Consider the following 14,701-nt stretch of genomic DNA (forward strand, 5'->3'; position numbering starts at 1 on the left):
CGGCAACTTGGGCTGGCAATCGCCCGAAGGCGCCCCTCTCAGATCGCCGGGACATTGGCTGTTGTCGGAGACAACGGGGCACCTTAAAAAGACTGCTACAGGTCAATACATATCTTGTAATATAAGAAAAAATCGGAAAAAAACATAATGATTTTTATTATATTGGATTGCTAGTGTCAGTAAACGCCAGGCACTTGGGGATACTTGGCGTTCATTTACTAAATCTTAAAGAATTTGTTACTTTCACTTAGTTTTAGCACAGTATTATCTTCAATAAAACCATTATCTACAGATGATAATTTATCTTGAAGGATAGCTAATATATATTGCCCATCAATCCCTGCCGCTATATCAAAGAGGGTTTTTATTTGATTTGCATGAATTGCTTCAATGCCATCGTGTGCTACAAACCTTAATGTTTTAGCTCTCTTTTCTTCGAGAGAAGACAAATAAGCCAAGTCTAAAGCCGTTACTTGAGCTTTCTTTTTACCGTCACCCTGATTACCTTTAGTTTGGATAGCACCTAATGGTTCCAACTTAAAGACATAATTTTCTTTATGTACTTCATAAGCTAGGATGAACTCATCATTATATAACTCGCGAGTATACTCCGAGAAATACTTATTGAAAGTTGAAAGGTTGTCATTGAAATTATTAATTTCCTTTTCAATTTCCGTAGAAATAACCTGCAATTTCATTTGTAATGATTCAATCCTAGACTCAAACTCTTTGATCTGCATTAATGAACTTTCAAAGTCACCCTTACTTTCATATAGCTTATTCAATTCCTTATGAATTATTTGCAAATCATTTAATGAACCCAACTTTGATAATTCTTTTAAGATATATGATTCTTTTTCCAGCCAAGAGGTTAACTCAGCTCTGGTGTTATCAATTGACTTGGCCAGATATGACATTTGGCTTTTAATAAAATCGGTTTTCTTAATCAACATTTTGTTATGAAAGTTTAATGCCATTTCAAATGTTTTACTGAGCTGACCAATTCTTTCCGTAGCTTCTACATAAAGTTTTTTAAGCTCATTAGGATCAGTTTTATCCTGTTGAGTTACGAGATTATCAATAGCTTTATTATTAAGCATACGCTTCATCTCAAGTGAGGATAAATATTGAGACAAGTTAGATATTTCCCCCCTAATTTCATTTAATTCTATGATCTGTGAAGAGTAGCTATCACTAAGTTTAAATTCTTCTGCATCCCGTTCTTTATTCTCTATGTCTCGAACTATAACAGCAAGGGATTGTTCTAAAGCATTCTTAGATCTGATTTTAAGTAAAACATCATATTCTTTTTCTGTTTTTTTTAATAACTTAACAATATGCTGTTTTTCACTAAGGACACTTGCATCGTTAAATCCAAACAAAAATAGATTTAGTGTCTCATAATCTGCATTCGAAGCCATCGTCAAAGTACGTAAAGCATTTGACATTTTATCAGATGAACTTCTAATGAAACGGGTGATTATTTGGCGAAAACTCGGCTTGCTTGATGAATTCATGAAGAGCAATGATTTTAATGAATCATGAAAACTTTTTAAATTGGTAAAAACTTCCTCATCTATGACTGCGTATGTTTTTGATCCAGACATAGCCTTTCGCGAGATTTTTGTTACTTTTCCATTCAGATTTACAACCTCTAAATCAAAAGTAACTTCATTATTTATAAGATAATCTTTAATGAGAGTATCTTCTGTTTTGAACTCAGGATCAATATAAAAACCATCTTGTTTGGCACCTAAGCAAAAATCAATTGCACGAAGAGCTGTGGTTTTACCTACACTATTTCCAGTTTCAGTTCTTTTTTTGACACTTCTATCAATTATTAAATTAACCCCTTTATGAAAGGTTATGTCTCTTATAATTCCAAGATTTAAGGATTTAACAACCAATCTTTTCAAAAACATACAATGATGTCTCCTTCATCGTTTACCTCTATCATATCTAAAAGGTATAACCAGTCTAAAGTAAACATGTACTGTGTAAAAGTTACCCTAACTGACAAGGAATTTTTAAATATTTCGAATAGCTTAAGACTGTCAATCACTTGAGAAGGTTGTTTTTTCAAGCATGAAATCAAAACACCACCCAAATAATATAATGTTTGATTTGGCTTTATACTGTTAGATAAAATCATTATGGTTTTTCCAATACTTTACATTCTACAAAAGCATGGAAGACAATTAGCTCAGAATGATTTTGAATTTCTTCAATTGAACATTGGGTTGCTGTTAGAGATTTACTACACGTACTTTGGACATGATTAATAACACAATCAATGATTGAATCAGCATATTGTTGAATCAATTCAAGCCTAAATCTCTCCCGTTCTTCACGGTTTTTATTCGTGAGTGATATTTTATTTTCTAATAAAAGATCCCCTACGCAATTTTTGTAACATGAATTTATATTATATAATGCCGTTTCTCTTGCAGAAGGACTCATCTCACATAGAGTTTGGTAAGCATTATCGATCATTGATACATACGCATAATAAGACTCAATTTTCTCACGATGCTTGATAACAAAATTATGCTCAATTTTACTTTCTATGTTATATTCAACAAAATCATCTGAAAGATCACTTTGACTAGGTTGAGTAGCTAGTATGGAAACTAACTCCATAAATATTGAAGGTGATCGCACTATGTCAACCACAGCATCATTAAATACAACTTGCGTATTTCTCGACCCAAAGCCCCCACGTTGAGAAATTTCTGTCATTTATTTTTATCCTTCGCAGAAGGGGCACCGATATTTACAGATTGATTATTATGCGAGAAAGCGCCTCCTTTTTGAGTTACTGTATGACCGGTTGAAGAGCTTTTATTTACTACAAATGTGCCAATAAAAGTAATTAAAAAAGCAAGGGCAGTAAAATACCATGTATACGTTTGATATTTCCAGGCACAGAAAAATGCGATAATAGCTCCTAACAAGCTAATGATTCTAATGATTATTTTTGCCATGTGCTTTACCCATAAAAGTTGAGTAGTTTATATGTGTAAATATGAAATTATATTATTAAGCAAAAAAACTGTTAAATCAAGTGATAACGCGAACACTCAGCGGTTTTTGCTAGAGTTATTTCATTGATATTAAAAGTAATTTTTAAGTTCCAAATGTAATGAACCAGACCATTCGGAAGAGCGTCATGTCAGTCCGTAATGTAAAATTAGTGATAGATATGGTGGGCGGTTATGTGATTCTCAACAATGACCGCTTCTGGCACATAGCCGACCGTCAAATCTAATAATACCAAACGTATCAGATTAAGTATGAGTCAGTACATATAAAAACAAGCACGATCCCATCCAGAATCGTGCCTGTCGAACCTGTACCACGGGTTCATCGTCAAGTTCGCTGCTCCGGGCCAGAGCCATCGGGCCGGTGTGTCTTCACGGAGGGTCACACCTTACGTCCTCACCCCAGGTAAAAAAGTGGGTCGCCATACTGTAAAGTAACCAACCTGCATTTGAATCAGTTACTCCTTTCCGCAGTCACGGGGTACTTCAGAGCCATTGGCAAAATAGCAAAATCCCGGCGTCAGTCGCAATAACAATAAGAACGTTCTTGTGCACTAATTGCCATTTTTACCGGGGCTTTTTTTCCGGCGAGTTGGTTTTTGTTTCGGGAACTTCTCCTCAGCATTCACGATGCCCTTACAGCCGGGGTAATGGATACATCCCCAGAATGTGCCGGATTTACCGGTACATTGGCGGGTAGGCCCGCCACAGACTGGGCAGGGTGGCGACGGCGGCAACGTGATTTTCACAGTCTGCTGACGGCCTTTATCCACTAGTTGCTTCGTCCAGGCTGACTGCTTCGTCATAAAGTCATCCAGCGTCATCCGGCCCGCCGCGATATCATCCAGTGCCTGTTCCCACAGTGCGGTCATCCCAGGATCTTTGAGCTGGGCCGGCAGCATATCCATCAGGTCACCAGCGACGGGCGTAGCCAGCAGGTGCTTACCCTTTTTCACCACAAAGCCACGCGATAACAGGGTTTCAATCACCCCGGCCCGGGTCGCCTCTGTGCCCAATCCAGCGTTGTCCTTAAGGATCTTTTTAAGGCGCGGATCGGTAACAAACTGCGCCGCATTCTTCATCGCCGCAATCAGCGTGCCCTCGGTATAGTGCTCCGGCGGCTTGGTTTGTTGGGCTTTGGCTTCAGCCCCTGTTACCCGGCAGACATCACCCTGCGACATGACCGGAAGCTGCGTTTTATCTCCCGCCTCCTGCCCGTCTTCGTCGTTCTCCCTCTCAAACAGGCTTTTCCAGCCGGTGACAACTATGACTTTACCGCTGGCTTTAAAACGTTGGCCGCCGCAGTCAAGAGAAATACGGGTAGCGTCTACTTCGTGGTTCGCCAGGAACTGAGCCAGGTAGTGCAGCCGGATCAGCTGATAGACATTGCGCTCCGGCTCGCTCATCTTCGCCATATCGCAGGGCTGTTTTGTGGGGATGATGCCATGGTGGGCAGTGATTTTCTTGTCATTCCAGGCACGGGAAACGTAGTGCATATCAAGCCGGGAAATCACTGCCGACAATGTGGGATCAGTGTGTTGCAAGGCCGTCATCACCTGCTCCACCTCTTCACGCATTGAGACCGGCAGGTAACCGCAATCGGTTCTGGGATAGGTTGTTGCTTTGTGGGTCTCATAGAGCGATTGGGCAATATCCAGCACCTGTTGGGCGCCATAACCGAAGCGCCGGGAACAGGTTTGCTGCAACGTGCCGAGGTCAAAAGGCAGCGGCGCGGAGAGGGTTTCCCGTTTGGTTTCCTTCTCTGTGACTGTCGCCTGCCCGGTTCGCTGACAAAGCTGCACAACCTGTTGCGCGGCGGTTGGGTTGATACAGCGATTCTCTTCATCGCAATATGTCGCCGCAGGTACCCACTGAGCCTGAAACGCAACGCCTCCCGCTTTCAGACCAGCAACCACATTCCAGTACGGCTTTGGGGCGAACTGTGCAATGTCGCGGTCACGTTGAACAATCAGGTTCAGCGTCGGCGTCTGCACCCGACCCACCGACAATACCTTACCGTAGCCGTTTTTACGTGCTTTAACCGAATAAAGACGGGTCAGGTTCATCCCGATTTGCCAGTCGGCACGGGCGCGGCCCAGCCCGGCCAGGTAGTAAGGCAGCGTCTCGCTGCCCGGTTTTATTGCTGCCAGTGCCGCACGCACACTGGCGTCATCCAACGCGGAGAGCCATAAGCGCTCAACTTTTCCCTGATAGCGGCAGTACTCCAGGATCTCGCGGGCAATCACTTCCCCTTCCCGGTCGGCATCGGTGGCAATCACTACTGTCTTTGCCTGCTTCAGTAAATTCTGGATCACCGCAAACTGTGCAGCGGTATCAGGTTTGATCTGCATTTGCCAGGCAGAGGGTAAAACCGGCAGCACCTCAACCCACCAGGGAACGCCATACTGTTCGCCGTATGCCTCCGGGCTGGCCTGCTCCAGCAGGTGACCAAATCCCCAGGTAACGCACACACCATGACCAGACAGGCAACCGGGCATTTTCTTCGTTGCGCCTAAAACCGCCGCAATGTCCCGCCCCTGGCTGGGTTTCTCACACAGAAATAGCCTCATGCTATTTTCTCCCTGCTTTTTTAGATTTCAGGGCTTTGCTCAATAACTTCAGGCTTTCCGGGTTGGCAGGCGGGGAAAAGCGGGAACGCCGGGTACCCAGCAAAACAGCGGTTTCCAGCTCACCAAAATGTGCCGCCGCCTGGTGTGCAATCTCGGTGTCACCGGCAATATCCAGACGCGTGACCGGGAACGAACGGTAACGCAATGCCGCCGTGAATATCCGTCGAATTTGATGGCTACCGCGATGCAGCCACTCTTTGCGGGTCTTCAACGACATCAGCCCATAGTGATGAGCCTGAAATACGCGCAGGATCAGCTGGTCAAAACCCACCAGAAGATACACACAGCGATATCCCAGCGGGGTATGGCTATGAACGGCGATATCCAGCGGTGCAGTGGAAGCTACGCTGGACACGGAAACAGGGCCGGGGAACTGGCTGGCAAGTAAGCCATTAATCTCGTCCAGCCAACCCTGAAACTGTTGCGCGGCGCTGTCCAGCATCGCTTCAATCGCGAGTAGCGCCGCATCTGCATACGGGTTATCCGCTAGTGAATCCCGGTTAATTTTTGAAATCAGGCGGAAGAATAGCGGCATACCGATCAGGGATGGTTTGCCCTCTGAGGCAGGTCTTCCCGTCCAGGTGTTAATGGCATATTGCGTGTGCAGTTCAATGCGCAGCTCGGAGTGCAGCGCACCCGCTTTCTTTGTGTTCTCGGTCATCATCATCCATCCGTTGAAGGTTAACGTAATGGAGATGGTTATGGATTGCCGAGGTCAGGGACAATGGGAAACTGTTTTTACAAAAATTAAATAAAACCGCCTAAATCAATGCTAACCCAAGCCTACCTATAACAATTTTTTATCTATTCGTAGAGTTCATAATACAGTGATGTACCAAACAATTGAGGCTGATCATAAAACCAGTAAAGTATATTTTTTGATCTTGCTTAGCGTCCCAATTATCGTTAATTTTTCTATATGTAGTGCAAGCTTAGTGCACTACATATGCATCCAACTTCTATTGGAAAAGGTAAAAAGCATATGACAGATAACAAAAAGCAGTCATCAGATGACGTTGCACAAATCGCTGCCAAAACACTTGGTGACCCGAGTGCATCGGCAATTCAGAAAAGCTTAGCGGGCTCAGTACTCTCGCAAACTGGAACAAAGAACCAAACAGGTGCAGATATGGAAGCTAAAGCATCTGCTGCATTAAAAAATGCGCGTTCTAGCGAAGTAACTAAGACTCTCGCTGGATCAGTCGTTTCGCAGTCCAACAAAAAGCGTTAAATATAATTTAAAATTTGACGCATAACGATTAAGAGATTGTTAATCTCTTTCCTATAATTTTAAAAAGGGTTCAATATATTATTTGAACCCTTTTATATTTTTTAGTCCTTCGTATTATTACTACCCTAAACATTTTATAAATTGACCTAAGAGCACTGTTGCCACTGTCAACACTGTCCACTTCTTAACCGTTGTTGCCACTGGCAACAGCACTCAATTTTCATTCACCGCAAGTAGGTGGCCCGGATGTCTGCCAGCAGACTGGCGATGTGTGCCGGGTCAGCACGTTTTACACGCGGCTTAACGGCAGCATCAGGGGCTGGTTGAGGGCGCTGCTTAGGCACCGCCTCCTTGGGAACGGTTACGCTTCCGGCATTAAATTGCCCTGCCCGCGCCCGCTTCAGGTTTGCCAGCAGGTAAGCAGCCACGTTTCTGACTTCGGTGGTTTTCATGCGGTTCGCCAGATCGTCCAGCACCTGTTGCCCAAGCCCGTCTGGCAATGCGCGCAACTGCCCTTCCAGCATATCGCGGTCGGCCGTGGTCAGCCGTTCACGTACTGTGCCCGGCCACTTCAGGTACTGATGCGCATCTGACCCTACGTACGTATCTTTTACACTCTGTGTAAAACTACGTACGTAACGGTTCGATTTTCGAACCAGGTCGCCATCCCTGGTATTCCGGCTTAGTTCGGATTCCGAACCCGGTGATTTCTGCCCTGTTGAGGTACTGAGTTCGGATGCCGAACCAGGGGCTTTTTTACTAAGTTCGGTTTTAGGATCACGGGTGTTCTTCTGCCGCAGCGTTAACACGTCCAGCGGGGTTTGTGGTGCCGATAAACGTGCTTCGATCAGCGCCACACGGGAATGACGATGGCGCATACCGGTATCCGATTTGATCTCCTGCAATACGGCCAGCGCCGTCAGGCGGATGGTTTTATTGGTGTGGCGGCAGGCGTCCGCCACGGCATCCAGCCAGCCTGGGTCAAAATACTCTGCATCACGCAGCCCCAGCGGCTCATCATGCTGAGCGTAAATGTTCCCTCTGATACGCCCGGCTTTATCCCTAACCCGTTTGCACAGGCTCAGCCAGCCGGTGAGACGCAGCATTAACAAGGCACGGCTGATGGTCTCCCGGGAGGCTTTGTCTGAATGGGGCAAGGCAAGCTGGCACTGCAACTCATCGTAGGTTGGAAAAGCAGCCCCGTCGTTTTGCTGGGCATAGAGACGAATCATCACCCAGGCCATTTTATCCAGCGGCGATAACCGGCTATCGAGAAATAAGCGCCGGGGGACGGCATCATGCACGTTCCCCAGATAGAGCAGCCCGCTTTGCTCATTGGTTTGCTCACCGGATTGCGCCTTTTGCGCGATGCGGCTCTGCATTTTCGCCAGCGTCCGCTGGATAACACTATCGACGGGTAATGCCATTACACTACACTCCTTTGCGGCTGTTCCGACCAGCCTCGCACCAGCGCCCACACGGTGGTCAGCGAAATATCCTGCTGTTCAGCAATTAACATCATCGCTTCCAGCGCATCCAGTGACTCCAGGTTATCTATGTTCGATGCCTTCCATTGCTGCCACACAGAGAGTTCCTGCGCTTCCGTTGGCGTCTGGTTGCGCCCCGGCCGGGTAACCACGCCCGCCAACCGTCGCCGGCAGCCAACTTCTACCGCCGTCAGTCCGAAAAAATGCTGCATCAACTCAATCGAGCCGCCCAGCGTCAGCGCACGGTCAATGCGTTGTGTGCGTATCTGTTCGCGGCGGGCCTGCGCCAGCATGGTGTTCAGGTTGGTATGGTTGATACTGATAGTCAGAATGGACACCGGGGTACTCACCAGATAGTGCAGATCTTCTACCGTGATCTGATTCAGCGCCTGAATCTCTGCCAGCGTCAGGCCCATCGCTTCACAGCGCCGGATGTTGCCGGATTTCAGCTCCATCAGGAGCTGAGTCAGCATCGCGTTAGTGGTTATCCCCTGTATGTTCATCAGTACGTTCCTCCCCATGCGTGCACCATCCAAATCACTGCAATCCAAGCCAGCGTACATAATGTAAAAAGCACCCTGTCCCCCAGACCTATCGCGTCTCTTTTCATATCGTCCGCCCCGTACCACACCGCACATTAAACTCCCGCACTTCCTGGCACCCGACACAGAGCCTGACACCGGGAACGGCGCAGCGTCGGGCTTCAGGGATGTCATTGCCGCACATCTCACACTCTGCCAGCGACACACCGGCGCAACAGAGCGAATTACGGATGCGGTTAATCTGGTTCTCCGCCAGGAGCTGCGTCACCTCCTGCGCTTCATCAACCCAATCAGCTTTCATAGGGCGTCCTCCTGATCATTCTGGCGTTGTAGTTCACGTAACCGGCGTAGTACGCGAAGTAAACGAAGGAATTTGACGGCAATGCGATCCTCCAGCGGCGGAGCATCAAGGGGATTAGCGGAGCCTGTCAGCATGGTGCTTAATAGCGACAGCGTTCCCGGCAATGCGGTGTCACCACACAGCGCCATCAGTAACTGTTCCCCCGGTTGTTCCTGACAGGAGACGGCATACCCTGCGCCCTGAGGGCTTTTGTCTTCCAGGATCGACGCCTCACCCCCCATCGCTTCCGAGATTTCAAACGCCAAGCGGAAGGCCATATCTTGCAAATGCTCGATATCGTCCTGTAGCGAGGCGATATGCCAGATGTCCATTACCGGCTCCAGGCCGCTCTCTGCAAAGGTAAGCGAGGCAAGATCGTCCAGCTTATTCTCAGGCGGCTCGGCGTGCTCTGGAGGCGTGTACTCCTCCTCCTGAAGCGTATTGGTGTCAGGGCGGCAGGACGCTTTTTTTGATGAAGTTTCCATAGGGGAAAGCGCTGTTTTTGGCGGAGAGGGGTTGCGAGGCTTGGCTTTCTCAGCCGTAAAAATGTCAGGCGCAGGCAGTGTGGCGTCATCTATCACAGGAGGAGCCACCAGCTCCGGTGCGCCAAACAACTTACGCCGGTTCAGCTCTTGCGGGTCGAGTTCTATCAGCCAGCTATCGTAAGTGTATTGCGGGTCGGGCAATGCCTTCAGCAGCGCGCCAATCAGTTCATCTTTAAGTACGTCATGGGAAAAACTGTCCGGATCATCCAGTGACCGGCATACGCCGCCAAATACCTCATCAAATGTCTGTTCCAGCGTGACATCCGTGGCCTGGCTAAACGCGGCCCAGGCTTTCTCCGCTGCGGTACGCAACGCGATAAGCTGGATAACCTGCGGCCGCCCCAGACCTGACTTCAGTAAATCGGGCATATAAGGATAAAGGTGCTCAACCGCATAGGCCATGCGGCTGATGCTGGAGTGGTTGACCGGGTAGCCGTCCGCTTTTAATAGCTCGGCCAGCTCCCGCTGGCTGACCGTCCGCCCCAGTTGTTCCTGATAGAGCGTCCGCGCATTTTCGATCCCCAGCGCCTTCTCAATAAACGTCAGATCGCCGCGCACATCATTTTCGGCAAGATGGCCGACCACGCATTTAATCCGCCCCGGCCACGGTTTCACCATGCACGGGACGCGGTAGAACCGCTCATCGCCGGTTTGCTGATACAGCTCTAAGAGGATCGCGTAACGGGTATTTCCGCCATCACTGAAGATATAAAAATCATCCGCGCTGTCCGGATCTTTGGTCACTTTCGGCACCGTATCCAGCCCGCGGGCGTGGATAGAGGCTTTGATATCCTCATATTTCGGGTTGCGCGACGTGCGCGGGTTATCCGGGTTTGGACGCAGTTGATCCAGCGTCAGCACCATCGGCATCTCATTTACCGGCAGCATGTCTGTGACCTTGGGTGAGCGGCCTCGCTGGAGCAGTTTCGCCCCCAGTGAATCAGAAGTCATAGCGGCCTCCCGGGAAGTCTTCAAACCGGGTGATTTCCGCCTGATAGCTGACTTTCACTATGCCGACCGGGCCGTTGCGCTGCTTGCCCAGAATAATTTCAGCGACGCCTTTATCCGGCGAATGGGCATCATAAATTTCATCGCGATAAACAAACATGATGAGGTCGGCGTCTTGCTCCAGTGCGCCGGAGTCGCGTAAGTCACCGTTGTTCGGCCGTTTGTCGGCGCGGCTTTCCAGCGCACGATTAAGCTGAGAGAGCGCCACGACCGGGCAATCGATCTCTTTTGCCAGCGCTTTGAGGGAGCGGGAGATTTCCGCGATCTCCTGCGTGCGGTTCTCCTGTCCCGGGCAGCGCATCAGTTGCAGATAGTCCAGCAGGATCAGGGAGGGCTGACCGTACTGGCGCACGTTTTTACGAACGCGGGAGCGCAGGAGTGCCGGCGTCATGTAACTGGCATCGTCAATAATCAGGCGATCTTTCCACTCTTCCAGCAGCACTTTCATTGCCGAACTGACCCGCGCCCAGTCTTCCGTATCCATATTGCCGCTGCGTAGATGCTGCATCGGCACGCGCCCTAGCATGGCGACAAAGCGCGTCAGTAACTGTTCTGTCGGCATCTCCAGGCTATAAATTTGCACCGGCCGGTTATCGCGGCTGAGTGCGCCTTCACAGAAAGACAGCCCCATCGCCGTTTTGCCCATCGAGGGCCGCCCGGCCAACAGGATAAAGTCGCTGGGTTGAAACCCGCTGGTCATCTCATTCAGTTCGTTAAACCCTGTCGGCGTCCCGGTGATCAGGTCTTCGCTGCCGCATCGTTGTTCCAGCCGGTTAAGGAAGGCGGCCAGTGAGGTCGGCAGGTCAGTGGTGCCTCCGGGCTGATGCTGTTCGGCAATAGTAAACAGCCGCTGTTCCGTCTCCTCCAGCAAGGTAGCGAGGTCGCTTCTGACGTCGCCGGCTTGCCGGATAACATCGTGCCCCAGCGCCAGTAATTGCCGCTTCTGCCCATAGCTGGCGACGTACTCCGCGTAAGCGACGATATTGGCCGCGCTCGGCGTGTTCTTTGCCAGCTCCGCCAGATAGGCAAAGCCGCCGCACTGCTCCAGCGTGCCTTGCTGCTCCATTGCTTCTGACAGGGTAATGAGATCGATGGGTTTTCCCTGCGTCAGCAAGGTCTGCATGGCAGTAAAAATCAGCCCATGTGGCCGGGAGTAAAAGCTGCCGGCAGAAACAATCGTCGCGATATCATCCCAGCGGTCGTTGTCCAGCATCAGCCCACCCAGTACGGACTGCTCAGCGTCGAGGGAGTGCGGCAATGGAGGATTATTCATGCGACACCTCCGCCAGTGCGCGGTATAAGCGCTGTAGGTTCACAGGTGAGACCAGGAACAGCGGATGCCCCTCCTCCGTCACATTGATGTAAGCGGGCGCCGGGCCTGCCCCGGTCTCAAACAGCTTCCAGTCACGCGGCGTTTCGGCATCGCTCTCCAGGATCAGTTCATGTTCATCTTTAAGGTTCCAGCAGCCGATAAACGACTCTCGGCATCCCCAGATCTCCGCCAGCAGCCGCACGATTTTCTTGGTAGCGCGGGCATAATCGTCAGCCTCAAAAAACACCATGACGTCACCAGTTCGCAGGGCTGGATCAGGGTACGTACAGCGGCAAATTGCCCGAAAAAGAGTGGGATAGGTCTGGCTCATTGCTTATTCCCCTTCGGCTGATTGATCAGAACGGCATCAAACCGATCGCGCCATTCGGGGAAGAGTTCGCAGGCCAGGTCATGCATGGTGTGCGCGGCAGGCAGGCTTTTACGATCAGAGGCGTATTCGAGGCGGTGAGCGGGCTGTCCCAGACTGTGCCCGGATTTATAGACATCCAGATCGTAGATCTGGGTCGTCAGCAGCGTAACGGGGATTTCTGCGGCGCTGTATGCGCCCTCCTCGATGATGGTTGTCAGTGCTCCCAGTGCCTCTTTTGCCAGCGAGGTGTAGTCCATGCAATTAACCAGTACCTTCACCGGCGGCAGTGTGATACCGAACCCTTTGTAAGGCAGCAGCCCTTCCATCAGTGTGATAGTTCCCCGCAGGAACTCGCGCACATCCGGCACCACAGGCTTCACCATCGCCACGGCCGTATGCGTGGTTGCCAGCAAAACCAGCTCCAGCATGATGGAGCGCGCACCTTGCGAGTCGATGATGATCACGTCATACCCGGTAAACAACGGGTGCTGAAGCAGGTTGCGCAGGCGAATGCGTCCGTCCGGTGCATGCATCATGGCGGTTTTCAGCTGCTCATGGGGATCGTTGGAGATAATCAGATCGAGGTTATCAATACAGGTATGGGAGATGAGTTGCGCCGGCTGGTTGAGATCAACCGTCTGCATCAGCAGTTCATATAAGCCGCAGGGAGCCTCATAGCGGAGGGAGTAGTAACTGGAGGTGGTAGGCTGGGCGTAGTCGCCGTCAATCAACAGCGTTTTCAGACCGGCATCAGCGCAGATGCCGCCAAGATTCGCGGCATGGGTAGATTTCCCCTCACCGCCTTTCGTAGAAACTATCGATATTACATGCATATACATTACCCTTAGCGTGCGGGTAATGAACACCTATGCACCAGGCCCTATGGGGATTGAAAATCCCCGTGTCCTTGGTTCGATTCCGAGTCCGGGCACCATCATTCAGAAAACCCAGCCAATGGCTGGGTTTTTGCTTTTCTGCGTCCGGGCTCTCCATCGGACTGCGTTCGATTATTCGGGCTGCGCCCTCACCCCTTTGGGGCCAGCGCGACAAGCGCGCTGTGCAACACGCCTGCGGCGTAGCACCAATAATAATAAACTGATTAATTGATTTTACTGACAGCAGCAAACCCTGTGGTTTTTTTAAAATTCATTTCATGAACAAAATTTCGCATTGCGTCAGAGGGATCTATCGTATGCATATTGAGTTTATCAAGATCTTGCCGGTTTATAGCTACGCTTAGAATGGATTGCTCTTCCTCATGCCCCGTCGCGGTGTTTAGCAATTTATCAATCGCAGTCACAATGATTCGGTCATCGGGTAATATATTGAGCAATTCTCGGGCAACACGTAAAACACAACTACATATATAATCCTGAAGAATTTCGTTACGTTTACCCACCGGCATTTTTTTGACGGACAACTTTCCACTCTTTAGCAATGATTTAACATCTTTTGGAATTACATGTTCTCCACGAACATAAAGTGTCGCCTGAACCCGATTCGTGACATCATTAATTTCAACATTGATTCTTGCGCCTAACTCATCTATATCACTAAAAGGATCAATCTGCTGGATTGCATCAATCTTTGCTTTTGCTTCATTTGCTAATATACGTGACGCTATATCAGTGATGTTCTCCCAACTATTATACTCCTGCTGCCATTCAACATATTCTTTAGCAAATTGACGCCTCTCTTCATCAGCTGCCTTCTCTATTTCTATGGCTAATTTATTCCTGGCCTTTTCTTCTTGTTTAAAAAGGCGAGTGAAAAAACCTGGTTTATAATTTTCCAGTCGTTGAGTCGCTAAAGATGACTTCTGGGTACATAAGGCAGGTTGTTCGGGTGCCTCCATAGAAGCCATGACGTCCCAATTTATTTTTTTCCCACAACCTTTATGAACAGATTGTAAAACTTCAATATGGTTATTCCAGACATCAACTTCATATTCCGCTTGTTCACGCTCCATCATTTTTGCATATTCTTTCTCTTTTCTCTGCAATTCGCGCTTCCGCTTTTGTGATTCACGTTCAGCTCGCCTCGAGGCCGCTTTCAGCGAACGCACTGTACCTTTCCATCCCATTTTAACCGCTCCTTAGATAGTAATTATAAAATCATTGACTTATTTTATAATTAAATGGAAAATAAAAAATCTGATTGCTTCACTAACATTAACGCTTTTTACTTGAAAACTT

General features: G+C 48.9%; 15 protein-coding genes. 1 reads left to right on the top strand and 14 read right to left on the bottom strand.

Annotated features, from left to right (window positions below; all coding sequences use genetic code 11):
* Positions 1-218 precede the first annotated feature (218 nt).
* From CYR55_RS14210 to CYR55_RS14220, 6 genes are all read right to left on the bottom strand, one after another.
* Positions 219-1,922, bottom strand: a complete 1,704-nt coding sequence (locus tag CYR55_RS14210; protein WP_101816865.1) for a DUF2326 domain-containing protein — start codon at positions 1,920-1,922, stop codon at positions 219-221.
* Entirely contained in the window at positions 1,913-2,152 is a 240-nt protein-coding gene (locus tag CYR55_RS24220) for an ABC-three component system middle component 6 (RefSeq protein WP_420912735.1), read from the bottom strand. The genes CYR55_RS14210 and CYR55_RS24220 overlap by 10 nt, the downstream gene beginning before the upstream one ends.
* Positions 2,152-2,739 carry a hypothetical protein gene (locus tag CYR55_RS23345; protein ID WP_146000986.1) on the bottom strand — a complete coding sequence of 196 codons (588 nt, stop codon included), beginning with the start codon at positions 2,737-2,739 and terminating at the stop codon, positions 2,152-2,154. Before CYR55_RS23345 ends, CYR55_RS24220 begins: the two co-directional genes overlap by 1 nt.
* Positions 2,736-2,984, bottom strand: a complete 249-nt coding sequence (locus CYR55_RS23350) for a hypothetical protein (RefSeq protein WP_146000987.1) — start codon at positions 2,982-2,984, stop codon at positions 2,736-2,738. The genes CYR55_RS23345 and CYR55_RS23350 overlap by 4 nt, the downstream gene beginning before the upstream one ends.
* Positions 2,985-3,595: 611 nt before the next feature.
* On the bottom strand, positions 3,596-5,611 hold the full coding sequence (locus tag CYR55_RS14215) for a DNA topoisomerase III (RefSeq protein ID WP_101816867.1): 2,016 nt from the start codon (positions 5,609-5,611) through the stop codon (positions 3,596-3,598).
* A gap of 1 nt (position 5,612) precedes the next feature.
* The gene (locus CYR55_RS14220; protein ID WP_101817007.1) at positions 5,613-6,332 is read right to left on the bottom strand and encodes a PFL_4669 family integrating conjugative element protein; all 720 of its coding nucleotides are present in this window, start codon (positions 6,330-6,332) and stop codon (positions 5,613-5,615) included.
* Positions 6,333-6,653: 321 nt separating this feature from the next.
* Here CYR55_RS14220 and CYR55_RS14225 point away from each other — a divergent pair, with 321 nt between their 5' ends.
* Positions 6,654-6,902 carry a hypothetical protein gene (locus tag CYR55_RS14225; RefSeq protein ID WP_101816869.1) on the top strand — a complete coding sequence of 83 codons (249 nt, stop codon included), beginning with the start codon at positions 6,654-6,656 and terminating at the stop codon, positions 6,900-6,902.
* A 224-nt stretch (positions 6,903-7,126) separates the two neighbouring features.
* Here CYR55_RS14225 and CYR55_RS14230 read toward each other — a convergent pair whose 3' ends face one another.
* The 8 genes from CYR55_RS14230 to CYR55_RS14265 form a co-directional block, all read right to left on the bottom strand.
* Entirely contained in the window at positions 7,127-8,329 is a 1,203-nt protein-coding gene (locus tag CYR55_RS14230; protein ID WP_101816871.1) for an STY4528 family pathogenicity island replication protein, read from the bottom strand.
* Positions 8,329-8,892: a DUF2857 domain-containing protein gene (locus tag CYR55_RS14235; protein WP_101816873.1), complete on the bottom strand. Its 564-nt coding sequence runs from the start codon at positions 8,890-8,892 to the stop codon at positions 8,329-8,331. The genes CYR55_RS14230 and CYR55_RS14235 overlap by 1 nt, the downstream gene beginning before the upstream one ends.
* A gap of 103 nt (positions 8,893-8,995) precedes the next feature.
* On the bottom strand, positions 8,996-9,232 hold the full coding sequence (locus CYR55_RS14240) for a TraR/DksA C4-type zinc finger protein (RefSeq protein ID WP_101816876.1): 237 nt from the start codon (positions 9,230-9,232) through the stop codon (positions 8,996-8,998).
* Positions 9,229-10,767, bottom strand: coding sequence for a ParB family protein (locus tag CYR55_RS14245; RefSeq protein WP_101816877.1), 1,539 nt, complete (start codon positions 10,765-10,767; stop codon positions 9,229-9,231). The genes CYR55_RS14240 and CYR55_RS14245 overlap by 4 nt, the downstream gene beginning before the upstream one ends.
* Positions 10,757-12,097 (bottom strand): SPI-7-type island replicative DNA helicase, encoded by a 1,341-nt coding sequence (gene dnaB-PI, locus CYR55_RS14250; protein WP_101816879.1) that lies wholly within the window; start codon positions 12,095-12,097, stop codon positions 10,757-10,759. Before dnaB-PI ends, CYR55_RS14245 begins: the two co-directional genes overlap by 11 nt.
* Entirely contained in the window at positions 12,090-12,386 is a 297-nt protein-coding gene (locus CYR55_RS14255) for a hypothetical protein (protein ID WP_241522157.1), read from the bottom strand. Before CYR55_RS14255 ends, dnaB-PI begins: the two co-directional genes overlap by 8 nt.
* A gap of 77 nt (positions 12,387-12,463) precedes the next feature.
* Positions 12,464-13,339 (bottom strand): ParA family protein, encoded by an 876-nt coding sequence (locus CYR55_RS14260; protein WP_101816884.1) that lies wholly within the window; start codon positions 13,337-13,339, stop codon positions 12,464-12,466.
* 266 nt (positions 13,340-13,605) lie between these two features.
* Positions 13,606-14,589, bottom strand: a complete 984-nt coding sequence (locus CYR55_RS14265) for a hypothetical protein (protein WP_101816886.1) — start codon at positions 14,587-14,589, stop codon at positions 13,606-13,608.
* Positions 14,590-14,701 lie beyond the last annotated feature (112 nt).

The sequence above is a fragment of the Chimaeribacter californicus genome (genome assembly GCF_002858675.1).
GTDB classification, from domain to species: domain Bacteria; phylum Pseudomonadota; class Gammaproteobacteria; order Enterobacterales; family Enterobacteriaceae; genus Chimaeribacter; species Chimaeribacter californicus.